The sequence below is a fragment of the Polymorphospora sp. NPDC050346 genome (assembly GCF_040655695.1).
GTDB classification, from domain to species: Bacteria; Actinomycetota; Actinomycetes; order Mycobacteriales; family Micromonosporaceae; genus Polymorphospora; species Polymorphospora lycopeni.
In genome coordinates this window covers 1-23574 of record NZ_JBFAKM010000057.1, presented here as the reverse complement: position 1 = coordinate 23574, position 23574 = coordinate 1, and the positions used below count along the sequence as shown (strand labels likewise).

Below are 23574 nucleotides of genomic sequence, written 5' to 3'. Positions count from 1 at the left end.
GCGCTCGACTCGATCGCCGGCTGTTTCTGCGCAAAGCACGAGGTTTGGTGCGCCGCTCACACATACGGCGGCGCACCAAACCGTGGTGCCGGCACGCCGGCGATGACTCGCGTCGGTACTTCCGGGTTTTTCCACTCAGCGTGGCCGATCACGAAGGAGCTGTGCGTTGTCCCCATCGCCCCGAGCCTCGTCACCGGTGCTCGCCGACGCGGCGCACCGTCCGTCGGCCCTGCTGGTCATGCCGCGCGACCTGGTCGACGACGTATACGGACCGGAGGAACGTACCCGCCTGGACCGCCTGGTCCGCTGGGCCGGCCCGGACGCGACGGTTGAGCAGGTCAGCACGCGACCGGAGCTACTGGCCGACGTCGAGCTGCTCGTCACCGGTTGGGGCGGCCCCCGCCTGGACCGCACTCTGCTCTCCCACGCGACCAGGCTCCGTGCGGTCTTCTACGGCGGTGGATCGGTGCGGCCGATCGTCACCGACGAGTTCTGGGTCGCCGGCATCCAGATCGTGTCGGCCGCCGCCGCCAACGCGGTGCCGGTCGCCGAGTTCACATTCGCGCAGGTGACGCTGGCGCTTAAGCACGCCCACCGCTTCGAACGCGCGGTACGCCGGCTCGGCCGGTTCCCATCCCAGCCGGCGGCGCCCGGCACGTTCGGCTCGACGGTCGGCATTCTGTCGCTCGGCCTGATCGGCCGCCTGGTGGCCCAGCGGCTGTCCGCACTCGACGTTCATGTGCTTGCCGCCGACCCATACGTAGACGCCGCGAGTGCGGCCGTTCTCGGCGTCGAGCTCGTGGGTATCGACGAGCTGTTTCACCGCGCCGACGTGATCACTGTGCACACGCCGTCTCTGCCACAGACCTCGGGACTGGTCACCGAGGAACTGCTCGCCTCGATGCCCGAGGGTGCCACAATCATCAACACCGCACGCGGTGCGGTGCTGGATGAACCCGCGCTGATCCGGGTCCTGCACCGGCGTCAGGACGTATTCGCGCTCCTCGACGTGACCCATCCCGAGCCACCCGAACCGGGCTCGCCGCTCTATACGCTGCCCAACGTGGTGCTCACCCCACACATCGCCGGCAGTATCGGACTCGAGCGGCGCCGCGTCGGTCAGCTGGTAGTAGACGAGGTCGGTCGCTTCGTCGCGGGCCAGCCGCTGCTACATCAGGTCCGCGCTGCCGATACGGCGCTACGCGCATGACCGTTCGGGTCTGTGGACTTAACGGCCCTGTCTCACATTCGGTGGTGACGGAAAGTTGTGGGGGTTGTTGACACTCGCGTGACGGATGTCGACGTGCTGGTGCGGGCGGTGTTCTCGGGCCTTTCTCCGCTGGTCATTGAGGATGTGGCCGACGAGGGCGAGCGGATCGTGGGGCGGGTCAGACTCCACAAGGGACCGCACCGCCCACACCCAACTCCGCCTCGCCCGCACCCTCGCTGCGGACCTACGCCGCCCCTGGGAACGCCCCGCCCGGCCGCCTCACCCCCGCCCGCGTCGCTATTGGGGTCACCCCCGGGTCGCCCAGCGCGCGGCCGGGTCGCGCATCGCGGCCACGAGCGCGCAAGTCGCGGCGACCGCGATGCCTGACCAGCGCAGGTGAGCGGGCGTCCACTCCCGGCCGAAACCGACCAGCATCGGGGCCTGTGGAATCGACGCGGCCAGCAGCAGCGACGCCAGAAGCACGGGCGTGGTGATGATGCCGGGCTGGTCGAATCCCTCGCGACGGGCCCACGCGGCCACGGCCCACATCACGGTGACCGTGGCGGCCAGCTCGGTCGTGAGACCGAGGCCGAGGCTCCACCGATCGCCCGTCGGAGCCGAGGGGAGATAGACCGCGAGCACCGCCGCCCACACCGGCACGACGACGGCCACGGCACAAGCGATCCGCAGCCACAGCCGGCGCGCCAGGCCGTACGGGCTGGCCTGCAGCGTGATCGCGGCGCTGTCGTCGAGCGCGTAGCCGCTGCCCAGGGCCAGCAGCAGACCCAGGACGCGCAGGTCGCCGATGGCGTCGTGCGTGTCGCCGAGGCGGGCCACCAGGTACGCGGTGACGGCGGCGGCACTCGTTGCGAACGGGGCCAGGCGCAGGCTGCGTACCAGGTGGCCGCTGCGGACTAGTTCCCGCGCCACGGACGGTGTCATGACAGCTGGAGCCCGCCGAGGACGAGGGTGGCGGCCAGGACCGGCCCGCCGACGAGGACCAGCCGGCGGCCCTGGGAGCGGTACACGGCGGCGATGGCGGCGCACGCGCAGAGCCCGGTCAGGTACGCGACGTGCAGCCACGGCCGGCCCGGCCCCGGCACCCAGCCCTCGAACGTCATCCCGGTCGTCCACCACATCCACCAGGCGCCGCCGTCGAAGCGGCGGAACGCGACGAGACCGCCCAGCGTCGCGACCACGAAGGTGATCAGCACGCCGCCGGCGAAGGGCAGCCAGCGGGCGGCGAGGACGCCGAGCAACCCGGCGCCGGCGATGACGAGCGGAAGCTGGGCCAGCTCGCCGGCGTTCATCAGGTCCTTGGCCGGGATGTCGTTGAGGCTGCTGATGACGGCCATGGCCGCCGCCGCGACGGCGCCGATACCGGCCAGAGGCAGCGCGATGCCCAGGCTCATCGCCCAGGTCCGGCGCGTGTCCGAGGTCGGGGTGACACTCAGCATCTCCTCGGCCCGGCTGCGGCGGGCGCCGCTGGCGACCAGGTTCGCCGCGAAGAGGACGATGATCGGCCCGAAGAACGCGACGGCGATGAAGATGGTGTCGTACCAGTAGTCGGCGTTCCGGCCGTCGCTGGCCGAGTCGGCGGCGGCGGTCACAGCGACGACGACCGGTACCAGCCACAGCACGGGGTGCCGGACGAGGCGGCGGGCCTCCCGGCCGATCAGGATGGCGGTGCTCATGAGTGGGTGACCTCCAGATCGGGTTCGCCCATGAGCAGGAGGTACGCATCCTCCAGCGAGGGGGCGATCAGCTCGGCGCCGGCCGGCGGGTCGCCCACGTTGCGGAAGGTGCCGTCGCCGGTGCGCCATGCGGCGAGGGCGGCGGGCGAGCGCTGCGTGTCGGCCCACACGCGGCCCGCGGCCTGCGCGGTCAACTCGTTGGGCGTACCGGTGAATCGGACCCGGCCCTGATGGAACACGGCGATCCGGGTGCACAGGGCGGCGATGTCCTCGGTCTGGTGGCTGGACATGACCACCGTGCGCCCCTCGCCGGCGTGCGAGATCATCTCCCGGAACCGCAGCCGCTGCTCGGGATCGAGGCCGACCGTCGGCTCGTCGAGGAGGAGCAGGTCGGGCTCGCCCAGCAGGGCCTGGGCCAACCCGACCCGCCGGCGCATGCCGCCGGAGAGGGCCCGGATCCGCTTGGCGCTGACCGATGCCAGCCCGGTCAGCTCGATGACCCGGCGGACCTCGTCGTGCCGGGCCCGCCGGTCGGTCATCTGCTTCAGGATCGCCACGTAGTCGATGAACTCGAAGACGGTGAACCCCCGGTGGAAGCCGGCTTCCTGCGGAAGGTAGCCCAGGCGCTCTCGGATCCAGGCCCGGTCGTCGGCGCGCGACGGATCACGGCCCAGCAGGGTCACCGTACCCCGGTCCGGCGCCAGGACGGTGGCGATGATCCGGAGCAGGGTCGTCTTGCCGGCGCCGTTCGGTCCCAGCAGGCCGGTCACCCCTTGGCTGGCGTCGAGGTCGACGCTGTCCAACGCCGTCGTGCGACCGAAGGATTTCGTCGCGCTCTGCACGCGTACAGTCATGCACTTCTCCCGAGTTTGATCGTGATGGTGTTGCGGGTGACGGCGAGCCACAGGCCGCCGCCGACGGCCACGGCGAGCCACAAGATCTGGGCGCCGACGCCGAAGGCTAGGTCCAGGCGGCCGGCCATGGCGGTCGGGGCGGTCACCAACATCCAGGCCGTGGCCACCACGCCGACGGCGACGACCGGTGTCATCCGGGCCGTCAGCGCCAGCGCGGCGCAGGTGAGCCCGGCCGTGGGCAGCGGCCAGGCGGCGGCCAGCCAGTGGGAGCCGGGTAGCGCAAGCCCGGCCGCGGTCACGATCGGCACCGTGACCGCCAGGACCGCGGCCGTGCGGATCAACAGCAATCGCAGTCCCGAGTACGGCGCGGCCAGCCCGATCTCCCGGGTCGGGTCGAGGCCGCCCGCGAAGGCGACCGCGACCCCGGCCAGCGGCCCGAGCGGAGCGGCCACGAGAAACATCCGCAGGAAGCGCTCGTCGACCTGAGCCGCCCAGACGGAGAGCGCGAGTACGCTCGCGACCCCCAGCAGCCACGGCCCCCGCAGGGTCGGCGTCGCGGCGACGAGGCGCGCCGTCGCCTCGCCGACGCCGAGCCGGGTCAGCACCCGTTCGGGCCAGCTCGGCCGGGGGGTGTCGACCCGGTCGACCACCTCGTGCCAGATCGCCTCGACCCGCCGGGTATCGACGTGCGACGCGATCGCGTCCCGGCAGGTCGCGCACTTCATCAGGTGCGCCTCGGCCGACGCGGCCAGGTCCGGCGGGGCGGCGCCCTGCGCATACCGGCGGATCGCCTCCGGATCCAGGTGCCAGACGGTCATCCCAACCTCCCCGTCATGCCAGGCGCTCCCGCAGCTGAGCGCGGGCGCGCATCATCCGTGTCTTGACCGTGCCCGGCGGGATGCCCAGCAGCCGGGCGGCCTCCCGCGTGGTCAGCCCGTCCAGGACCGTCGCCTGTACGACCGCCCGCAGCTCCGGGGACAGGCTGGCCAGGGCCGCGCCGACGTCGCCGTACTGCACGGCGAGCAGCACGTGCTCCTCGGCCGACGTCTCGACGCCGGCGAACTCGGTCAGCTCATCGGCCGGCGGCCGGCTACGCCGCAGCGAGTCGACCAGGCGGCGGATACCGATTCCCCAGATCCACGCGGCCACCTCGCCCCGGCGATCCCACCGCCTGGCTGACCGCCAGACCGCCACGAACGTGTCCTGCACGACCTCGTCGACGAGCTCCGGCGACGAGCACCGCCGCCCCAGGCGTACCAACAGCCACGGCAGATGCCGCCGGTACAGCTCAGCGAACGCCTCCCGGTCGCCGTCCATGATCGCCGCGAGAAGCTGGGAGTCCTCCCGAGGGTCCGGCGGTCGCGTCAGCATGCGTGACCTCCCGGTTCTCGCAGCTCGACGAGGTCAAGAGTCACATGCCCGGCGATGCGGCTCCCATCCATGCCCTGTTCGTCGTACCGGGCGGGGCGAACGGTTCACGGGACGGCGCGGCAATTACTCCGAGGTTCACGCCGGGGCGGCTACCGCGACGGTGAAGAACACCGCCCAGCCGATGAGCTGGCGGGAGCCGACCCGCAGGTGGGCGACGAGCGCGCCGGACGTTGATGGTGTCGACGGAGTCGGTCGCGTCGTAGAATCCGTCGACTCCCGGCCACAATTGGAAGTGGATGTTCGTGAAATTGCCGGAGTACGGGCTGTAGAGGATCGTGTAGCTGACGAAGGAACTCACGCCGCCCCAGTTGACGGTGGTGCGGCCGGTGGCGCGGTCGGTGACCACGCAGGATCCGGAGCGGTAGCGCAGCTCGTGGGCGAAGTCGGTCACCCACGCCCGGCCGGCGGAGGTCGCGTAGCCCCGCAACGGCCAGGCGTCCAGGACCGTCGCATTGCCCGAGTGGCCCCGCTCGACCGCGATACGCAGGGCCTTGACCTGTTCCGCTTCCTGCTCCAGGCCTACGAACTCGGACTCGACGGCCCGCCCGCAAGGCGGGTCGCCGTGGCGTTCACCGAACTCGCCGAAGCGATCTGACCGCAGACCCTACACGGGGATGAACACGCCACGGATCCGATAACGCAACGGTGCCAATCAACCAGCTTGTCGCAACGTGGCTGGCAGCGCCACGTAGGTGGTCTCGAGGTACTCCTCGATTCCTTCGAAGCCGCCCTCTCGGCCGAATCCCGAGGCCTTCATGCCACCGAACGGTGCGGCCGGGTTCGAAATCAGTCCGGTGTTGACGCCGACCATGCCGTACTCGAGCGATTCCGCGAGCCGCACAGTGCGGGCGAGGTCGCGGGTGAAGACATATGCGGCGAGGCCGTACTCGGTTGTGTTGGCGCGGCGTACCGCCTCTTCCTCTGTGGTGAAGATGCTGATGGGTGCGACGGGCCCGAAGATCTCTTGGCCGTTGATCTGCGAGTCGTGGTGAACGTCGAGCAGCACGGTGGGGTGGTAGAAGTAGCCCGGCCGGTCAGGAGCGGTACCACCGACCACGAGTTGGGCCCCGTCGCGGACGGCGTCGGTTACGAGCCGGTGGACGGCGTCGACGGCGCGCTCGTCGATCAGCGGACCGACATCGACACCGGGGTCTTGGCCGCGACCGACGACCAGCCGGCCCATCCGATTGGCCAGTTTCTCGGCGAACTCCTGAGCTACGTCCGAGTGGACCAGAAAGCGGTTCGCTGCCGTGCATGCCTCGCCCATGTTGCGCATTTTGGCGAGCATCGCGCCGTCCACGGCGGCATCGACGTCGGCGTCCTCAAAGACGAGGAATGGAGCGTTGCCGCCGAGTTCCATGCTCAAGCGCTGCAACTGGTCGGCCGACTGGCGTACGAGTTGCCGTCCGACCGCAGTGGATCCGGTGAAGGACACCTTGCGCAGTCGTGGGTCCGGCATCAGCGCCTCGCTCATCGCTGCGGCACGAGCGGTCGGCACCACGTTCAGGACACCTGGTGGCAGCCCGGCCTCGTTGAGGATGTCCGCCAACGCCAGCATCGTGAGGGGCGTGAGCTCGGACGGCTTGACCACCATCGCGCAGCCGGCGGCGATCGCTGGAGCGATCTTGCGCGTTCCCATCGCCAGTGGGAAGTTCCACGGCGTGATCAAGAGGCAGGGGCCGATCGGTTTGCGGACGGTGAGCAGGCGACTGGCTCCATCGGGAGCGTGCATCCACCGGCCGTGGATGCGGACCGCCTCTTCGGAGAACCACCGGAGGAACTCGTTGCCGTAGGCGATCTCGCCTCTGGCCTCGGTGATGGTCTTGCCCATCTCCAGGCTCATCAGCTCGGCCAGCTCGTCCGTCCTGCCCCGGATGAGGTCGAACGCCCTGCGCAGGATCTCCCCGCGGTCACGTGGCGCACTCGCCCCCCAGTCTTTCTGGGCAGCGGTGGCGGCATCGAGTGCCTCGATTGCATCCTTGACCGAGCCGTCCGCCACCGAGGCGAGGACGGACCCGTCGGCCGGGTCGAGCACCGTGAAGGTGGCTCCCTGTTCCGCCGCACGCCAACCACCGCCGATGAAGAGGCCGCGCCGATCGGGTCCAGGCAGAGTGCGTCCGGGCATGAGTGACCGAGCTCCTCGGTGTTGTCGGGCGGAAACGGTTGCACCGGATCTGGTGGCTCGATCCGTGCGGCGGTCAGCGGCTGGCGGCCGCCGCGGCCTGCCGCAGAGCCGCCTGGACCTTGGCGATGTACAGCTCGTCCGACCGGGTCATCGGGACGACCACGGCTAGGACGCCGAGAAGGAGGTCGCCCCGCGAGACAGGCGCTGCGACCGCCCACGATTCCTCGGTCGACTCGCGACCGCTGTAGGCCATGCCACGCTCTCGGATGACGGCGCATTCGGCCCGCAGATCGGCCAAGGTGCGCACGGCCCCGGACTCTGTCTTGAACTCGTCGGTGCCCGGCGGCAAACCGAGGTAGCCATGCTCGGCGTTGCTGAAGGCGATAAGGGCTTTGCCTGCGGCGCCCAGGTACACCGGCCCGCGCTCACCGGGGTGGCAGACCCTCCGCACGAGCCTGCCGGACTCCGCGGACTCGATGCAGACACGGTCATGCCCGGAGCGGACGAAGAATGCCACGGTCTCGTCGAGTTCGTCTCGAAGGTTGGAGACGGCTTCTCCTGCGAGCTTGCGGATGCCCGACCACTGGTCGCTGGCGTATAGGAGCGCGGTCAGCTCGGGGCCGGGGACGAACTGACCGTCCTTGTCCTGTTCCAGGAAGTCAGCCATCCTCAGGGTTGCCAATAGCCGCGATGCGGTGCTCAGGCTGACACCGGCCGCGCCGGCGAGCTCGGTGAGTGTCCGGCTCCCGCGAGCGGCTGCGGAGAGTAGGTTGAGCGCACGGATCACCGACCTGACGCCGCGTTGTTCGGTGGGCTCGTCGTCCAGTTCGGTCACCTGGTCCTCCTTCATCGTTCGGCCGTCGGGCCGAAGAGGTTCACATCGCGTGTCCGCCAGATCATGCCTACCGTCTCGCCGGTGCGGTAGGGGTGCTCGCCGTCATCGTGCTGCAGCTGCACCCGCACCGGGCCGAGTGTCTCGGAGTGGACGGTGTACATCGTGTGCGAGCCGAGGTACAGACGGTGCGTGACCTTCCCGGTGCAGTGGCTGAACCCAGGGGGTGGGGTAGCCGCGATGTCCGTCAGCGCGATCCGCTCCGGACGCACCGCGACCACAGACGCGTCGGCGGGCACGTCCCTGCCGTCGTCGATCGACAGCAACCCGCCGTTCTCGACGCTCAGCCGTCCCGGCGCCTCGGGACGGACCGTGAGCATGTTGTTGGTGCCGAGGAAGTCCGCGACGAAGGCGGACCGGGGGTGCTCGTAAAGCTCCCGGGGCGTCCCCATCTGCTCGATCCGGCCGTGGTTCATCAGGGCGACGCGGTCAGACATCGACATCGCCTCCTCCTGGTCGTGGGTGACGTAGACCATCGTCACCTTCAACTCCTGCTGGAGTTGTCGGAGCTCGATCTGGAGACGCTGTCGCAGCTTGCGGTCGAGGGCGCCCAGCGGCTCGTCCATGAGCAGGAATGCCGGGTCGAACACGACTGCCCGGGCCACCGCGATCCGCTGTTTCTGGCCCCCGGAGAGCTGGTCGGGCAGCCGGTCGGCCGCAGCGGCCAGGTCGACGAGTTCGAGCGCCCGTTGCACCCGCTCGGCGATGACGTCGCGCGGCTCCTTGCGCATCTCCAGTGGGAACGCGAGGTTGTCGCGGACCGACATGTGCGGGAAGAGCGCGTAGTCCTGGAAGACGACACCGATGTTGCGCTTGTCGCTCGGCACGCGCGAGATGTCGATGCCGTCGACGCTGATGGTCCCTGAGGTCGGATCGGTGAAACCGGCGAGCATCATCAGGGTGGTGGTCTTGCCCGAACCCGACGGACCGAGCACGGTGAAGAACTCGCCCGGCTCGATCGTGAGGGTGAGGTCGTCGACGGCGACGTGGTCCCCGTACTCCTTACGGACGTTGTCGAAGTGGATCGCGCCATGGCTGACGGTCATGACTTGCTCCTCGATGTCTTGGTGAGGCGACGGAACAGCACATAGCCGAGCCAGATGACAGCGGCGCAGGCCATGACGAAGACGGAGATCACCGCCACGGTCGGGTTGGTCTCGAGTGAGAGCGCTTCGAAGATCCGCTTGGGTAGCGTCTTGACGTGCACGCCGGAGAGGAAGATCGCGACCGTCGACTCGTCGAACGAGGTCAGGAACGCGAAGAGGCCGGCGATCGCGATGGACGGGGCGATCAGCGGTAGCACGATCCGGCGAAGCTGGACCGTCCGGCTCGCACCCAGGCTGGAGGCGGCTCGCTCGTAGATCGGATCGAGCGAGCGGAGCCCCGCGCTGACCACGCTGAACACGAACGGCAGAGCCAGCGTCACGTGCGCCAGGACGATCCCCAGTTCGGTGTCGACGAGTCCGATCCGCTCGAATTCCACGTAGAAGCCGGCAGCGGCGACCACCGTCGGGAACAGCAGCGGCAGCATCATCAGGGTCGAGGTCAGCGTTCCCCAGCCACGGACCGTTCCCCGTACGACGCCCATCGCGGCAAGTGTCCCCAGCACGCCAGCGATGACAGTCACGAAGAGCGCGATCCGGACGCTGACCGCGAGCGGATCGAGCCAGCTTGCGGTGAAGAATTCCGAGTACCACTGGGTCGAGTAGCCGACCGGCGGGAAGACCAGCGCCTTGGTGGCGGCGAACGAGATCGGAATGACGATGAACTGCGGCGCCAGCACGAGGACGCCGAGAACGGTGGCCAGGACCTTCGGGAGTCGTCGGCTGCGGGTGACGCCGAGGCGGTCGAGCCCGCCGGCCGCGCGCCCCGCGAGCTTGAGGACGCGTCCGCCGCGCTTGACGGGGGCGGTGCGGGTGGCCGCAGCGCCGGAACGCCCGGCGAGTTCGGTCGTCGACATGCCGGTCAGCCGTTGGAAGACGACGACGATGACCAGGACCAGGGCGCCGAGCACGAGCGCGGCGGCCGAGGCAAGGCCGTAATCGCCGCTCTGCTTGATCGCGCTGTGGATCAGCGAGCCGAGCATGCTGCCCTCGGAACCGCCGAGGAGCGCGGGGATCACGAACGCGCCGATGCCGTACACGAAGCACAGTACCGACCCCGCCTGGATGCCGGGCTTGGTCAACGGCAGGTAGATCCGGACGAAGGCCTGGGCCGGCCCGGCGCCCAGGCTGGTCGCGGCGCGCATCCGCGAGTCCCGGAGCGAGCGCATCGTGGCGGCCAGCGGCAGGATCATCAGTGGCAGCAGGTAGTGGGAGAGGCTGACGACGACGGCGATCGGCGTGAACACCATCGCGACGGGCTCCAGCCCCAACTGCCCGAGCAGCTTGTTGACCGGGCCCTGGCGCCCGAGGATCACCAGCCAGGAGAACGACCGCAGCAGGATCGAGGTCAGGTACGGCGCCATGATCGCCACCGTCAGGAAGGTGCGCAGCCACTTACCGCCGTGCACCATCTGATAGGCGATCGGATAGCCGAGGACCAGCGCCAGGAACGTCGAGGTCGCGGAGATCAGGATTGTCCGGAAGATGTTGTCGACGTAACCGGAGTGCCCGAGCAGCCGGGTGAAGTTTTCCAGGCCGAGCGTAGGTTCCGTCACGCTACGCAGGGAGAGGATCGCAACGGGGAGCACGAAGACCAGGGTCACGACCAGGGCCGCCGGAACCCCGCTCAGGTCCCAGCCCCGCCGGCGGCGCCGGCCTACCGTTCTACGGGAGGCCGGCGTCGCAAGGTCCGCGTCTGTCGGCGTGGTGGTCACGCGTTGAGCCAGTCCTGCCAGCGCTTGAGCACGTCCGCGCCGTTGGCGGACCACCACTCCACGTCGATGCGGAAGGTCTCGCCGCTGGCGGTCTCCGGGGTGCCGGGAAGGTCGGCGCGGGTGTCGGCGTCGAGGCCGTCGAGCACCGACTGCTGCGACGGCGTGTAGCCCAGCTTGTCCATGATCGCCTTTTGGGCCTCGGGGCGCAGCGAGTACTTGATCGCGTCGAAGGCGGCCGACTCGTTCGGTGCTCCCTTGGGGATGACGAGCTGCTGGACGGAGAGGACGGCCCCCTCCCAGGTGTACTCCAGCGGCACCGCACCGCTCTGGGCGATGCTCTTGATCCGCGCGAGGTTTCCGTAGCCCAGCGCGATCTCGCCCTGGGAGATGGCGTTCTGCAGGTCACCGTTGGACGGGAAGAAGATGGTGTCGTTGCGGATGGTGTCGAGTTTGGCGAAGGCGCGGTTCAGGTCGAGCGGGTAGAGCCGGTCGACCGGGACGCCGTCGGCGATCAGGGCGCCTTCGAGGATCCCCCAGGGCAGCCCCACCATGCCGCGCTTGCCCGGGACGCGCTGGGTGTCGAACAGGTCGGCCCAGGACTTGACGCCGCCGGGTACGTCGTCCTTGTTCCAGTACAGGTTGCGCGAGAACGTGTACCACGGCACCGAGTGTTCGGTGACCGCGCTCGGGTCGGCGAAGCCGTCGAGGCTCTTGGAGTCGATCGGCTGCAGTATGTCGGCGGCCATGAACTGGGCGAGCGAGGAGTCCTCGGCGTCGATCAAATCCAGGGTCATGGAGCCGGACTTGGACATCTGGACCAGCTTGGCAACGTCGGAGCCGCTGCTGTCGAAGAGGACCTTGATGTCAGCGTCCTTTGAGTACGGGTCGAAGAGTGCCGCTTTGACGGCCTCCTCGTAGGTGCCGCCGAAGCCGGCGTACGTGATCGATCCCTTCTCGTCGCCGCCTCCCGAGCAGGCCGTGAGGCCACCCAGGGCGACGACGACTGCGGCCAGCACGGCACCGGCGCGACGCCAGCCCCTGGTCACACCGAGATATGTTCGCATGACGGTTTCCTTCTTAGTCTGGGCGGCCGGTGGGTGAACGGACCAGGTTGAAGGTGAACTTCCGCAGAATGGAAGTATGACTTCCATTGCAGGAATGCTGGTGGCCTGGGTGTGGGCTGTCAAGAGCTGTGGCCGAGCTTTCTGGGATCACGCCGGCAGCGACCCCGAGCGCTCGTACTCGTCCAGTACGGCGACGTACGGCGTCACGTCGATGCCCTGGTCGATGCGCCAGGACGCGTCGTAGTACGTCGAGGCGTACCGTTCGCCGCCGTCGCAGATCAGGCTCACCACGCTGCCTCGCTCGCCGTTGCGCTCCAGTCTGGCGATGAGGTGGAGGGTCGCCCACATGCTCGTCCCGGTCGAGGGTCCGACCCGACGCCCCAGGCGGCGCGAGGTCCACAGCATCGTCGCGACCGAAGCCGCGTCCGGCACGCGGACCATCTCGTCGATCACCTCGGGCACGAAGGACGGCTCGACCTGCGGGCGGCCGATCCCTTCGATCCGGGAGCCCTTGGCCGACTGCAACCCGCGATCGCCGAGGCGCCATGCGTCGAGGAAGACCGAGTTCTCGGGATCCGAGACCAGCAGCCGGGTGATGTGCCGCCGGTAGCGCAGGTAGCGCCCGATGGTCGCCGCCGTTCCGCCGGTCCCGGCGCTGGCGACGATCCAGGCCGGCACCGGTTGCGCCTCGCCGGACATCTGTTCGAAGATCGACTCGACGATGTTGTTGTTGCCGCGCCAGTCGGTGGCCCGCTCGGCGTAGGTGAACTGGTCGAGGTAGTGGCCGTCGAGTTCGGCAGCGAGACGCCGCGCCTCGTCGTACACCTGCCCCGGATGATCCACCATCTGGCAGCGCCCGCCGTACCACTCGATGAGCTCGATCTTGACCGGGCTGGTCGAGGCCGGGACGACCGCGATGAACGGCAGGTTCAGCAGGCGGGCGAAGTAGGCTTCGGACACCGCGGTCGAGCCGCTGGATGCCTCGACCACCGTCGTGGTCGGGCCGATCCAGCCGTTGCAGAGCGCGTAGAGGAAAAGCGAGCGGGCGAGCCGGTGCTTGAGGCTCCCGGTGGGGTGCGAGGACTCGTCCTTCAGGTAGAGGTCGATGCCGTGCCGACCGGGCAGGTCGAAGGTCAGCAGGTGGGTGTCGGAACTGCGGGTGGCATCGGCCTCGACGCGGCGGATCGCCTCGTCGACCCAGGTCCGGTCGACACAGGTCTGCTGGCGCATCGTCATTCGAGGTCTCCTTCGGGGTCTGCTTCCGACCGCTGTCGCGGATGCCGGGGGCGCTTGACCGGCTTCGAATTCAGGGGCATCCTATGCTGCGGAAGTCAGACTTCCACTGTGCGGAATCTCGAAGGAGTCCAGTGACCAACCAACCCGTGCCCCCGGCTGATGCCCGAGCGATCGAAGAAGTCCTCAACCGGGTCGCCTACCTCCTCGACGCCCGCGAGTACGACCGGCTCGGCGAGGTGTTCGCGCCCGAGGTCTTCTTCGACAACCCGGGTCGTCTCACGGCCCGCGGGCTCGATGATGTGATCGCGGCCTTCAGAGCGATCGCGACGCCCGCGGTCAGTCACCACATCACCAACGTGGTGGTGGGTGGCGTCGACGACGACACCGCAGAGTGCAACAGCAAGGCGCTCGCCCTGCGGGCGGGAGGGGAAGTCACCGCCGCGATCTATCGCGACACCGTGACCCGTACCGACGCGGGATGGCGCATCTCGGCTCGACGTATCAGTCCACTGGGCTGACCTGGCAACGCGACGGAACGAGAGGAAGCGGATGGAGCACTCGTACGACGTGATTGTCGTCGGGACCGGGCACAGCGGCCTGGTGGCCACCGGATACCTGGCTCGTGCGGGGCTGAGGGTGCTTGCCCTGGAACGCCGCGACATCGTGGGTGGCACCTGCGTCACCGAAGAGATCTTCCCGGGATACCGCGGGAGCAGTGTGGCCAACGCCAGCCACAGCCTCGATCCGCGCATCACCCAGGAACTCGAGCTGAGCAAGCACGGACTCCGCTTCGCCCACCCGCCGCTCGGATCCCTGACCCTCTTCGAGGACGGCAGGGCCCTGCCGGCATGGCCGGACCGGGCCAAGCGCCGGGCCGTCATGGAGCAGTTCGCGCACGGGGACGCCGACCTCGAAGGCTACGCCTCGGTCATCGAGCTGTACGCCTCGGTGGCCCGGCAGATGAAGGTCTCCTTCTACGACCCGCCGCCGTCGTTCGCCGAGGTGGCCGCGCGGTTCACCACCCCGCGCCAGCGCCATGACTTCGATTCGATCATGTTCGGTCCGGTCGCGGACATCCTCGAGGAGCGGCTCTCGTCGCCGCAACTGCAGGCGTTCTTCGCCGGCACCGCGGTCGCCACCAACTTCGTCGGCCCGCGTACGCCGGGCAGCGGCTACCTGCTGCTTCAGCGGCCGCTGTGGGAGGAGTCGCTCCGCGGCGTCGGCAGCAACGACGACAACGAACTGATGATGCGAAACGCCGCGCCGCTAGGAGGTATCGGTGCCGTGACCGGCGCGATGGCGGAGTCCGCCCGCGCCCACGGAGCCACGATCCTCACCGGCGCGCAGGTCGAGCGCATCCTCTGCAAGGATCAGCGTGTCGTCGGTGTCGTCCTCACCGACGGACGTGAGTTCCGCGCCCCCCGGGTCGTCTCCAACGCGAACCCGAAGCTGACCCTGACCAAACTGGTCGGCCCCGAGGACATCGGGCAGGACCTGTACGACGTCGCCAAGGCCGTCAGCATGAAAGGCACCTCCGCCAAGGTTCACCTCGCGCTCGACGGCACCCCACGGTTCGCCGCCGCTCGGAACGAGGAGGAGAACCATCTCTTCCTCGGCACCAACTTCCGGATCGCGGCCAGCATCGACGTGCTGCAGAACGCCTACAACGAAGCGGTACTCGGGCGCTGGAGCAAGCGACCCACCGTCACCGCGATGATCGACTCGGCGCACGACCCCTCGCTGACCCCACCGGGATGCCACTTCGTGAGCATCAGCGTCCGAGGAGTTCCGTACCACCTGGCCGAGGGCACCTGGGACGAGCAGCGCGACGACCTGGGCAAGGCCGTCGTCAGCACGTTGGAACAGCACATCCCGAACCTGTCCGAGGTCCTGGCCGGCGTACACGTCTACTCGCCGCTGGACCTCGAGCGGGAATTCGCCCTCGTCGAAGGCAACGGTGCCCACGGCGACATCGTCCCCGGACACATTTTCGACTCGCGCCCGATCCCGGGCTGCGCCGACTACCGGACCCCGGTCGAAGGGCTCTACCTGACCGGCGTCGGCAACTGGCCGGGCAACTTCATGAGCGGCGTCACCGGCTACAACGCGAGCAACCGCGTACTCGCCGACCTCCGCCGTACCACCGACTGACCTGACCCCACTAACCAGAGGACCACGATGATCATCGGACGAGGTATCCCTGCGGACCGGGTGTCGGCCATGCGGTCGGCGACCACGACCGGACAGGTCTGGTCGGACATCGTCCTGGCCGACGGCGGAACCCGCGCCCTCAACATGTTCTTCGCACCCGGATCGCGCACGCACTGGCACCGGCACCCGGGCGGCCAGATGCTCTACACCGTCTCCGGCGAGGGCTGGATCCAGGAGCGCGGCGGCGAGGTGGTGGTGATGCGTCCGGGCGACGTCGTCTGGACCGAGCCCGGCGTCGAGCACTGGCACGGCGCCACCGCGTCCGCCCAACTGATCCAGTTGGTGCTCCACTTCGGCGAAGTCGAGTGGACCGGAGAGGTCGGCGAGGCCGAGTACACCGCCCGCACCGCCGAGGACGCGCAATGAGCAGCCGGCCGGCCGACCTGGTCGCACGGCTCGTGGGCGACAGCCCGGGGTCGTGGATCGACGGCACCTGGGTGACCTCCCCGGACACGTTCGAGGTCCACGACCCGGCCACCGGGGCCACGATCTGCGCGGTCGGCGACGCCGACGCCGACCAGGCCGCCGCAGCGGTCGCTTCGGCGGCGGCCGCCCTCGACGGGTGGTCGTCGGCGACCGGCTGGCAGCGTTTCGAGGTCCTGCGCCGAGCGACCGACCTGCTCGGGCAGCGGGTCGAGGCGGTCGGCGAACTCATCAGCGCGGAAACCGGTAAGCCGCTGGCGGAGGCGATCGGCGAGGCCCGCAACACGGTCCGCTTCTTCGAATGGTTCAGTCACGAGACGCTTCGTCTCCCCGGCGAGGCCTGGACCGACGTGGCGCCCGGACGCGACGCCCTCGTGCTGCACGAACCGATCGGGGTGGTCCTGGCGATCACGCCGTGGAACTTCCCGGCATTCATGGTGGCCTGCAAGGTCGGCGCCGCGCTCGCGGCCGGCTGCACGGTCGTGCTGAAACCGGCCCCGCAGACGCCGCTCACCGCGCTGGCCATCGCACGCTGCTTCGAGGAGGCGGGTCTGCCCGCCGGTGTCCTGAACGTCGTCGTGGCCGGCGATCCGCAGCGGGTCAGTGACTCCTTGCTGGACGCTCCCGAGGTCGCGTGCATCAGCCTCACCGGGTCGCGGAAGGTGGGCGAACTCGTCATGCGCAAGGCCGCATCCTCGATCAAGCGGGTCCTCCTCGAACTCGGTGGCAACGCGGCCGCGGTGGTGCTACCCGACGCCGACGTCGTCCAGACCGCGCGGGACCTGGTCCGGGCGCGGTTCCTCAACTCCGGGCAGGCGTGCATGGCCGCCAACCGGGTGTACGTCGTCGAGTCGAAGGCCGGTGACCTGGTCGTCGAACTCACCGCGGCGGTCGACCAGATCGTCGTCGGCGACCCGCGCGACCCGGCGACCACGATGGGCCCGCTCATCGACCACGCGGCCGTGGGACGGATCGAGGCGCAGTTGGCCGAGGCCGTGGCGGCCGGCGCGACCGTCGTCGCGGGCGCTGTCAGGACTGCCGAGAACGAGGCGAGCGCGTTCCTGGCGCCGACACTGCTCACCGCCGAGGGACAGAGCCAGCCCGCCGTACTCGACGAGGAGTTCTTCGGCCCGGTGCTCAGCGTCGTCCGCTGCGCCGACATCGACGAAGCCGTCCGGTTGGCCAATGCGACCGAGTACGGCCTCGCCGCGTACGTGTTCGGCGGTGACCAAGCCGCCGCGACCGCGGTCGCCCGCAAGCTCAAAGCGGGCTCGGTCGGCGTCAACACTCCGCTGGTCAGCGAGCCGGCCCTGCCCTTTGGTGGCATGCGCAGCAGTGGCCTCGGACGGGAGCGGGGACGGCTCGGCGTCGAGGAGTACCTGGAGACCAAGACCGTACAGATGCCTGCCGTCCGCTGAAGCACTCCCTGACCCGCCACCGTCGGCCCCACCCGCGACGGCGGCTTCACAAACATGCCCAGAAAGAGGTAGAGCAGTGCCAACACAGACCGTGTGCTTCGTCGGTGGCCAAGTCCGCACGATGGACCGGGCCGGAACCGTCGCCGAGGCGTTTCGCACCGAGGACGGCCGGATCACGGCGACCGGGACGACAGAGGAGATTCTCGCGGGGGCCGGGGAAGCGCGGGTCGTCGACCTGGCCGGTGCGGTGGTTATCCCCGGACTGATCGACTGCCACTCCCACCTGGAACTGCTCGCCTACTCCTGGGAGCTCGCCATCGACTGCCGCTCGTCGCGGGTATCGAGCATCGAAGAGATCGTCTCGGTGCTCGCCGAGTGCGCTGACTCCACGACCGCCGGCGAGTGGATCCTCGGTCAGGGGGAGCACTACCAGGATCTCAAGCTCGCCGAGGGGCGCTATCCCGATCGGCACGACCTGGACCGGGTCAGCACGACCCACCCGGTGATGTACCGGTCGAGCTACCACCTCAACGTCTTCAACTCGCTGGGCCTGCGGCTGCTGGGTGTCGACGACGACACCCCGAACGCGCCCGGCGGCCGGATCGAGCGCGACCCGACCACCGGCGTCGCCACCGGCCGCACCTACGACATGTTCGAGCCTCTCGGCGGCCCGCAGCCGCCGGTCCAGGATCTCGCGGCGGCGATCAAACGAGTGCAGGACCGCTATCTGGCCGTCGGCGTGACCACCGTCGGCGACATTCCCCTGCACCGCGCAGGACTGGAAGCGATCGCCTCGCTCGCTGCCGTCGGTGACCTGGTCCTGCGCGCCGCGCTGTACCCGAAGCTGGAGGCTGTGGTGTCGGCCGAGGACGTCCGCGCCGGCCGTACCAGGGACCGGATCGACGCCCTCGACCCGGACCATCTCGCGATGGCCGGTTTCAAGGTCTTCCTCGACGGCGGGCTCACCGCAGGGGCGGCCGCCCTCCACGGCGACTACCCCGGCCAGCCCGGCTACCGGGGCGAACTCGCGTTCACCGACGAGGAGGTCGCCGCCCTGGTCGCCACCGCCGATGATGCGGGCCTGCAGATCGCCATGCACGCGATCGGCGACCGTGCCCTGGACCAGGCTCTCGACGGCGCGTTGGCGCTGCAGGCCGAGAGGCACGGCATCGCCCGGCACCGCATCGAACACGCGGGCAACATGTTCATGACCGACGAACGGATCAAGCGGCTGGTAGCTTCCGGAGTCGTCCCCGTTCCGCAGCCGGCCTTCATCCTGACCACCGCGGCCGGATACGTCGCGCACCTGGGCAGCGACCGGATCGGGGCCGTGATGCCGTTCCGTACGCTGATCGACCACGGCTTGCCGATCCCGGGCAACTCCGACGCGATCGGCATCACCGAGGACCAGCACGACCCATTCCCGGCGATGCAGGCCGCGGTCACCCGCCGTACCAACGACGGCGACGTGCTAGAGGCCCCGGAGGCGGTCACGATCGAGGAGACGCTGCGGATGTACACCGAGTGGTCGGCGTTCTCGATCGGCTGGGAAGACCGGGTCGGCTCGCTCGAGGTCGGCAAGTTCGCCGACTTCGTCATCCTGTCTGCGGACCCGTTGGAGACCGAGCCGACGGATCTGGCCGCCCTGACCGTCATGCAGACCTGGATCGGCGGAACGCTGGTCTTCGAGAAGGGCTGAGCGCGGACACGCAGATCGATCCGGTGTCCCGACTTGCTGCAGCGGGCATCGAACTTCCGGTCTCTCCCGAGCCTCTCGCCAACTACGTGCCCGCCACCCGCAACGGCCGCTTGGTGTACACCTCGGGCCAGCTCCCGCTCCGTGCCGGTCAGCTGCTGCACCGGGGCAAGCTCGGCCGGGAAGTGACCCTGAAGCAGGGCAGGGAGTGCGACAGGCCACTGTCAACGCACTCGCCGCGATCGCTGCCGTGCCTGGCGGCCTTGGCCGTGTCGCTTCGGTTGTGAAGGTGACCGTCTACGTCGCGAGCGGCCCCTCCTTCACCGCGCAACCGGGAGTTGCCGACGGCGCGAGCGATTTGCTGGACCTAATCAGGTTGCCGAAAGTTATGTCCGTAACTCGCCCGAGTCAACGTAGCTCCACATAGGAAGACCCCGTCGGGGGTTTGATCGAGTTACCACACAAGATCAGCCCGACGAGGTCCCCGCCAGTATGCACCCCCCCCGGCACGTGTACGCCAACCCGACCGAAGAGCAGTACCACCAGATCCTGGACGCCCTGCACCGGCAGTGGCGGGTCGCCACCCGCGCGATGATGGTCCTGCTGTCCGCCGGTGGAATGTCCGCCGCCGAGATCGGCGCCCTGCTGCACTACGACCCGGCCACCGTCCGCCGGTGGATCGCCCGCCACGACATCGAAGGCCTCGCCGGGCTGCCCGACCGGCCGCGTCCCGGCCGCCCCCGCCTGGGCAGCCCACGCCTCGGCCAGCGGATTCGCACCCTGCTCGCCACCCCGAAGGCCTGGACCACCGGCCGGGTCTGGCGGGCGCTGGGCCGCCCACCGATAAGCCCACGCACCGTCTACCGACGCATCCGCGAACAGGCCCGCTGGTGCAGACCTCGCCTGACCGCCAACGGCGACCCCGACCACGACCGGATCTGCGCCGGCATCCGCGACCAGATCGCCGCCCTGCCCGCCGGATCAGTCGTCCTCGCCGAGGACGAAACCCACCTCGACCTCCTCGCCCGACTCCGCGCCTGCTGGACGCCGGTCGGCATCCGCCACCGCGTCCGAACCCCGGGCACCAACCAGCGCCGCACCATCCACGGCGCGGTCAACCTGGCCACCGGCGCCTTCCACCACCACGTCTCGATCCGCAACGTGTCCGTGGTGTTCTGCTACTTCCTCGACATGCTCCTGACCGCCTACCCCGACGCCCCCATCGTCGCCGTCATCTGCGACAACGGCACCACCCACCACAGCGGCATCACCCGACGGTGGCTGGCCGAACACCCCCGCCTGCTGCTGATCAAAGGCGCCAGATACAGCCCTCAGGACAACCCGGTCGAACGGATCTGGGCCGCGCTGAAGCAGCACATCGCCAACACCGCCCCCGCCACCATGACCGACCGAATCCGGCAGGCCCACGCCTTCTTCCGCCACCGAACACCCGACCAAAACCTCACCACCACCGCGCCCTGGACCCTGGCTACCCGACGGTTACGGACAAGACTTCTGGCCAGGCGCTTAGCACCGCAGCGGACGATACGCACCGCGACCGTCAGCGCCGGCCAAGCCGGTTCTTCAACGGGCACTCAGTCCAGCGAGACGCGCAGGATGAAGTAGTAGCCCGGTCCGCGCAGCGGATTCGGAGCCGACGTGCGGTAGTAGCAGGGAGAGGCGAGCTCGCCGTACTCCGGGTGGTGGGACTCGACCGCGTCCGCGCTGCAAATCGCCAGGTCGGCGTACGGTCCCATGTAGTAGGTGGCGTACTCCGTAGCGTGGGCGGCGGTGGGACCCACGAGCAGGGTCGTCGCGGCCGCCGCAGCGCTGGCCAGCGCGGCGACAGCCCTTCCAAGACGAGTCATAAGAAATTTTTGCATGTGTCGACGTCTTGCGGCAAGGCGAACAGCCCGCGCGGAAGGGACTGTGCAGATAGTGACAGTTGACGCCACGCGCCTAGCCAACGGCGCTGACCTGGCCATTCAGGTCGCGAAAAGCCCGTGCCTCGCCGGTCCACCATCCATCCCGGTCCGACGGCATCCAGCCGACATCACACCGGTCCTGGAAGAACTCGTCCGTGGTAGCGACCAGAACGAGGCGCAGACAACACCGCTGGGGCCAACCCGTCACCAGAGCGGCCTGACCCCAACACCGCGAACGTTCGTGGTCAAGGCACCAGATGTTCGCTTGATCCGGGTCTAGGCCAGTCGATGCCTGCTCGGTGTTCGCGAGTGCCGGGCCACCGCTCCCAGCCTTTCGTTCAACCCCGGCCGCTTACTTGTGGCCGATCCAGTGTGGGCATCAGCGGGTCGGTGTTCGACACGGAGACGCCACGTCTGATGATCTTTCGGTTCCTGGCAGACCACGAAGATCAGGGCGGTGGCCGTGGTCACGATTCTGGACTACCTGGGCGTGCTGTTACCACCCGGCACACAGCCGGCGTGGTCGACGCCGGCAGCGGCCGGACACGCTGCACGCGGACAAGGCGTATGACGTGCACACGCTGCGGGCCGAGGTCCACGGACGCGGTATCGTCCGTAGGGTGTGGAGTCGTCGCAGCGGCTCGGCCGGCACCGGTGGATCGAGGAGTCCTGCCTGGCCTGGCTACAGAACAACCGCCGGCTCGTACGCCTCTGCGATCGCGCGGCCGACCACTCCCATGCCTTCGCCGACCTTCTGCGCCTGCTCTGCTACCGCGGTGTCGGCAAGAACAACCATTTGGGCTGAGCCTTTACGGCTTGGTTGCTCGTAGCTCTGCGGCCGCCCCGGCGAGGGTGTTGCCTGGTGTCCTGGCACCTGCCCGTCCCGGCGACTGGCTGGGACGGGCAGGTGCCGGCGAGAGTGCCGGCGGATCGCCACCGACGCCGCAGGTCGACGATCCGTAGCCACAGCCTGTCGTAGATCAGGCTGAGCCTCGCCTCATGGGCACACTAGAACCAGAGGTAAAGGTGGAACACGCCTCCCGCGTAAGGCCCACGGCACTGGCCGCGAATGCCATTGGTGTTCCAGAAGTTGTCGGCTACTACGTTGCACGCCCCACGGCTGGGGTAGGTGCCCTCGTATACCCATCCCGCAGCGACGGCGGCGCTGTTTCCTACCGGTTCGGCAGCCTGCGCGGGCGTGGCGGCCAAAGCGCCGAGAGTAATCGCTGTGCCAAGCCCGACAGCAGTGAACGTCCTAGTAATCAGACGTCTCATAGAGGAACCCCTTCGCTTGAGGCATGCCTCATACCTAGGCGGCACGACGCATGCCTGCTGATCGATAATGAACGACGAATGCCGTCTTGTGTCCAGATTGGCCAATCGCTTGAGGGCTTGGGAATAGTCAGGGCTGTCCCGGACAGGTGAAGGGCTGTCTTGCCTGCTAGCGTCGATGTCCTGGACGTTTGTCCGAGCCCGGACGGCAGCCTCGGTGAGGCCTGAGCGCGCGGATGCCCGGGCTGGGCATGTCTGAAAAATGTGCATACATAGACAATTTGTGACACTTCGTTTGGGTGTCAGTGCACCAACTTGTCCTCTCCTCATCTGTAAAGGTCTGAGTTCTTTGGCGCGCAATCATCAATGTATTGAGTCGTCATGGATGAGCTGGTGGCGCTTTTGTAGAGCTTCTTGGTCAGACCTGATGGTGGTAGAGGAGTTCACCGTAGTGACGCCAAAGAAGTACCTCGATTGGCGGCGAGCGCGTGCGGTCCGCCTGTATCGCGAGTCGGAACCGAAGTTGGTCATCCAAACGGCTCGCCGAGCGGTTGGTGCGACGTTTATCCGTGGACAGCGCGCTCAGTTCGGGGTCACGCGCCTGCCGGGGTTCTCAGAGGGCTTGAACCACTACGAGATCTGCGGCCGGACCGGCTGGCATCGGTCCGTCACCCTGGCCATGCTCGCCCTGGCCGGGGCGCCGCCGTCACCGCCAACAGGCCAGCACGAGCGCAGAGATAGTCGCGTTGAGGAGTCGTCGAGATCCGCCGACTCCTCAACGCCCCCGTCCTTGCTCAACCAGCCAGCACACACTCAATCCTTCCCGACGAGTCGCCTGCCATAAGCCGTCTATCCCGCCGAAGTGGCGGCGATCCGTGGGCTGGCCGGCGCAGCCCTTGCTGGTCACAATAATCCCGACATAGTGTTGGATTTCGGTTCTGACTCATCCGTCCGCCATCGTCGTTACGTTCACTCCGCGCCAACCATCGGTCTTATCAGTCAGTGACGATCCGGCTACGGTGAGGATTCGCCCAGGGAGAGAAAGAGGGACGTTATGCCGTTGTCGCTAGCGGATTTCGCCACGCTCGGGAACACGCCGATCACAATCAAATCGTGGTACTTTCCGAATGTGTATCTGCGCATGGACGGCGCCGGGGTGACGACCTTCAACGGGTCTGGCAGTGGGACGGTCAACTGCCAATTCGGCGCGGGGCCCTTGGAGAAGTACAAACTCCACCGGCAGACGGACGGTTCGTTCGCCTTCGAATCGGTGACCTGGCCAAACGTGTACCTACGCATGGACGG

General features: G+C 68.6%; 22 protein-coding genes and 2 pseudogenes. 11 read left to right on the top strand and 13 right to left on the bottom strand.

Features of this window, described 5'->3' with window-relative positions; translation table 11 throughout:
- The first annotated feature begins 196 nt into the window (after positions 1-196).
- On the top strand, positions 197-1210 hold the full coding sequence (locus tag AB0I42_RS34590) for a hydroxyacid dehydrogenase (RefSeq protein WP_357543979.1): 1014 nt from the start codon (positions 197-199) through the stop codon (positions 1208-1210).
- A gap of 306 nt (positions 1211-1516) precedes the next feature.
- Here the strand turns inward: AB0I42_RS34590 and AB0I42_RS34585 are convergent, their stop codons facing one another.
- From AB0I42_RS34585 to AB0I42_RS34560, 6 genes are read right to left on the bottom strand one after another with little or no spacing between them, the layout of a single operon-like run.
- Positions 1517-2140, bottom strand: coding sequence for a hypothetical protein (locus AB0I42_RS34585; RefSeq protein WP_357543978.1), 624 nt, complete (start codon positions 2138-2140; stop codon positions 1517-1519).
- 8 nt (positions 2141-2148) lie between these two features.
- On the bottom strand, positions 2149-2904 hold the full coding sequence (locus tag AB0I42_RS34580) for a hypothetical protein (RefSeq protein WP_357543976.1): 756 nt from the start codon (positions 2902-2904) through the stop codon (positions 2149-2151).
- Positions 2901-3758 (bottom strand): ATP-binding cassette domain-containing protein, encoded by an 858-nt coding sequence (locus tag AB0I42_RS34575; protein WP_357543975.1) that lies wholly within the window; start codon positions 3756-3758, stop codon positions 2901-2903. The genes AB0I42_RS34580 and AB0I42_RS34575 overlap by 4 nt, the downstream gene beginning before the upstream one ends.
- On the bottom strand, positions 3755-4576 hold the full coding sequence (locus AB0I42_RS34570) for a hypothetical protein (RefSeq protein WP_357543974.1): 822 nt from the start codon (positions 4574-4576) through the stop codon (positions 3755-3757). The genes AB0I42_RS34575 and AB0I42_RS34570 overlap by 4 nt, the downstream gene beginning before the upstream one ends.
- A 13-nt stretch (positions 4577-4589) precedes the next feature.
- Positions 4590-5129 carry an RNA polymerase sigma factor gene (locus AB0I42_RS34565; protein WP_357543973.1) on the bottom strand — a complete coding sequence of 180 codons (540 nt, stop codon included), beginning with the start codon at positions 5127-5129 and terminating at the stop codon, positions 4590-4592.
- Between the two features lie 40 nt (positions 5130-5169).
- Positions 5170-5580, bottom strand: coding sequence for a hypothetical protein (locus AB0I42_RS34560; RefSeq protein ID WP_357543972.1), 411 nt, complete (start codon positions 5578-5580; stop codon positions 5170-5172).
- A gap of 69 nt (positions 5581-5649) precedes the next feature.
- On the opposite strand from AB0I42_RS34560, the gene AB0I42_RS34555 reads away from it, so the two are divergent.
- Positions 5650-5784 (top strand): hypothetical protein, encoded by a 135-nt coding sequence (locus AB0I42_RS34555; protein WP_357543971.1) that lies wholly within the window; start codon positions 5650-5652, stop codon positions 5782-5784.
- Between the two features lie 57 nt (positions 5785-5841).
- On the opposite strand, the gene AB0I42_RS34550 is transcribed toward AB0I42_RS34555, so the two are convergent.
- The 6 genes from AB0I42_RS34550 to AB0I42_RS34525 form a co-directional block, all read right to left on the bottom strand.
- Entirely contained in the window at positions 5842-7314 is a 1473-nt protein-coding gene (locus tag AB0I42_RS34550) for an NAD-dependent succinate-semialdehyde dehydrogenase (RefSeq protein ID WP_357543970.1), read from the bottom strand.
- Between the two features lie 73 nt (positions 7315-7387).
- Positions 7388-8149: an IclR family transcriptional regulator C-terminal domain-containing protein gene (locus AB0I42_RS34545; protein ID WP_357543969.1), complete on the bottom strand. Its 762-nt coding sequence runs from the start codon at positions 8147-8149 to the stop codon at positions 7388-7390.
- An 11-nt stretch (positions 8150-8160) separates the two neighbouring features.
- Entirely contained in the window at positions 8161-9252 is a 1092-nt protein-coding gene (locus tag AB0I42_RS34540) for an ABC transporter ATP-binding protein (RefSeq protein WP_357543968.1), read from the bottom strand.
- The gene (locus AB0I42_RS34535) at positions 9249-10865 is read right to left on the bottom strand and encodes an ABC transporter permease subunit (protein ID WP_357543967.1); all 1617 of its coding nucleotides are present in this window, start codon (positions 10863-10865) and stop codon (positions 9249-9251) included. The genes AB0I42_RS34540 and AB0I42_RS34535 overlap by 4 nt, the downstream gene beginning before the upstream one ends.
- Before the next feature lie 155 nt (positions 10866-11020).
- Entirely contained in the window at positions 11021-12088 is a 1068-nt protein-coding gene (locus tag AB0I42_RS34530) for an extracellular solute-binding protein (RefSeq protein WP_357543966.1), read from the bottom strand.
- Between the two features lie 147 nt (positions 12089-12235).
- A complete protein-coding gene (locus AB0I42_RS34525) occupies positions 12236-13324 on the bottom strand; it encodes a PLP-dependent cysteine synthase family protein (protein WP_357543965.1) in 1089 nt (362 codons plus the stop codon).
- A 131-nt stretch (positions 13325-13455) separates the two neighbouring features.
- On the opposite strand from AB0I42_RS34525, the gene AB0I42_RS34520 reads away from it, so the two are divergent.
- From AB0I42_RS34520 to AB0I42_RS34490, 7 genes and pseudogenes are all read left to right on the top strand, one after another.
- Positions 13456-13842, top strand: coding sequence for a nuclear transport factor 2 family protein (locus AB0I42_RS34520; protein WP_357543964.1), 387 nt, complete (start codon positions 13456-13458; stop codon positions 13840-13842).
- A gap of 31 nt (positions 13843-13873) precedes the next feature.
- Positions 13874-15475: an NAD(P)/FAD-dependent oxidoreductase gene (locus tag AB0I42_RS34515; RefSeq protein WP_357543963.1), complete on the top strand. Its 1602-nt coding sequence runs from the start codon at positions 13874-13876 to the stop codon at positions 15473-15475.
- A 27-nt stretch (positions 15476-15502) separates the two neighbouring features.
- Positions 15503-15901, top strand: a complete 399-nt coding sequence (locus tag AB0I42_RS34510) for a cupin domain-containing protein (RefSeq protein WP_357543962.1) — start codon at positions 15503-15505, stop codon at positions 15899-15901.
- Complete coding sequence (locus AB0I42_RS34505; RefSeq protein WP_357543961.1) at positions 15898-17376, top strand: aldehyde dehydrogenase family protein; 1479 nt, start codon at positions 15898-15900, stop codon at positions 17374-17376. Before AB0I42_RS34510 ends, AB0I42_RS34505 begins: the two co-directional genes overlap by 4 nt.
- A 76-nt stretch (positions 17377-17452) precedes the next feature.
- A complete protein-coding gene (locus tag AB0I42_RS34500; RefSeq protein ID WP_357543960.1) occupies positions 17453-19075 on the top strand; it encodes an amidohydrolase family protein in 1623 nt (540 codons plus the stop codon).
- 23 nt (positions 19076-19098) lie between these two features.
- Entirely contained in the window at positions 19099-19359 is a 261-nt protein-coding gene (locus tag AB0I42_RS34495; protein ID WP_357543959.1) for a RidA family protein, read from the top strand.
- 205 nt (positions 19360-19564) lie between these two features.
- Positions 19565-20603: pseudogene (locus AB0I42_RS34490) on the top strand (IS630 family transposase).
- 64 nt (positions 20604-20667) lie between these two features.
- Here the strand turns inward: AB0I42_RS34490 and AB0I42_RS34485 are convergent.
- The gene (locus AB0I42_RS34485) at positions 20668-20940 is read right to left on the bottom strand and encodes a hypothetical protein (RefSeq protein WP_357543958.1); all 273 of its coding nucleotides are present in this window, start codon (positions 20938-20940) and stop codon (positions 20668-20670) included.
- A gap of 572 nt (positions 20941-21512) precedes the next feature.
- Here AB0I42_RS34485 and AB0I42_RS34480 point away from each other — a divergent pair.
- Positions 21513-21700, top strand: a pseudogene (locus tag AB0I42_RS34480) (IS5/IS1182 family transposase); the annotation flags it as partial.
- A gap of 1623 nt (positions 21701-23323) precedes the next feature.
- Positions 23324-23574 (top strand): hypothetical protein (locus AB0I42_RS34475; RefSeq protein ID WP_357543957.1); only part of this gene is annotated, 251 nt, incomplete at its 3' end.

Bases quoted from the DNA above. Each gene is read 5' to 3' on its own strand.
- AB0I42_RS34580 (WP_357543976.1), bottom strand. From the start codon at position 2,904: ATGAGCACCGCCATCCTGATCGGCCGGGAGGCCCGCCGCCTCGTCCGG.
- AB0I42_RS34575 (WP_357543975.1), bottom strand. From the start codon at position 3,758: ATGACTGTACGCGTGCAGAGCGCGACGAAATCCTTCGGTCGCACGACG.
- AB0I42_RS34570 (WP_357543974.1), bottom strand. From the start codon at position 4,576: ATGACCGTCTGGCACCTGGATCCGGAGGCGATCCGCCGGTATGCGCAG.
- AB0I42_RS34565 (WP_357543973.1), bottom strand. From the start codon at position 5,129: ATGCTGACGCGACCGCCGGACCCTCGGGAGGACTCCCAGCTTCTCGCG.
- AB0I42_RS34550 (WP_357543970.1), bottom strand. From the start codon at position 7,314: ATGCCCGGACGCACTCTGCCTGGACCCGATCGGCGCGGCCTCTTCATC.
- AB0I42_RS34540 (WP_357543968.1), bottom strand. From the start codon at position 9,252: ATGACCGTCAGCCATGGCGCGATCCACTTCGACAACGTCCGTAAGGAG.
- AB0I42_RS34530 (WP_357543966.1), bottom strand. From the start codon at position 12,088: ATGCGAACATATCTCGGTGTGACCAGGGGCTGGCGTCGCGCCGGTGCC.
- AB0I42_RS34525 (WP_357543965.1), bottom strand. From the start codon at position 13,324: ATGACGATGCGCCAGCAGACCTGTGTCGACCGGACCTGGGTCGACGAG.
- AB0I42_RS34515 (WP_357543963.1), top strand. From the start codon at position 13,874: ATGGAGCACTCGTACGACGTGATTGTCGTCGGGACCGGGCACAGCGGC.
- AB0I42_RS34510 (WP_357543962.1), top strand. From the start codon at position 15,503: ATGATCATCGGACGAGGTATCCCTGCGGACCGGGTGTCGGCCATGCGG.
- AB0I42_RS34505 (WP_357543961.1), top strand. From the start codon at position 15,898: ATGAGCAGCCGGCCGGCCGACCTGGTCGCACGGCTCGTGGGCGACAGC.
- AB0I42_RS34485 (WP_357543958.1), bottom strand. From the start codon at position 20,940: ATGACTCGTCTTGGAAGGGCTGTCGCCGCGCTGGCCAGCGCTGCGGCG.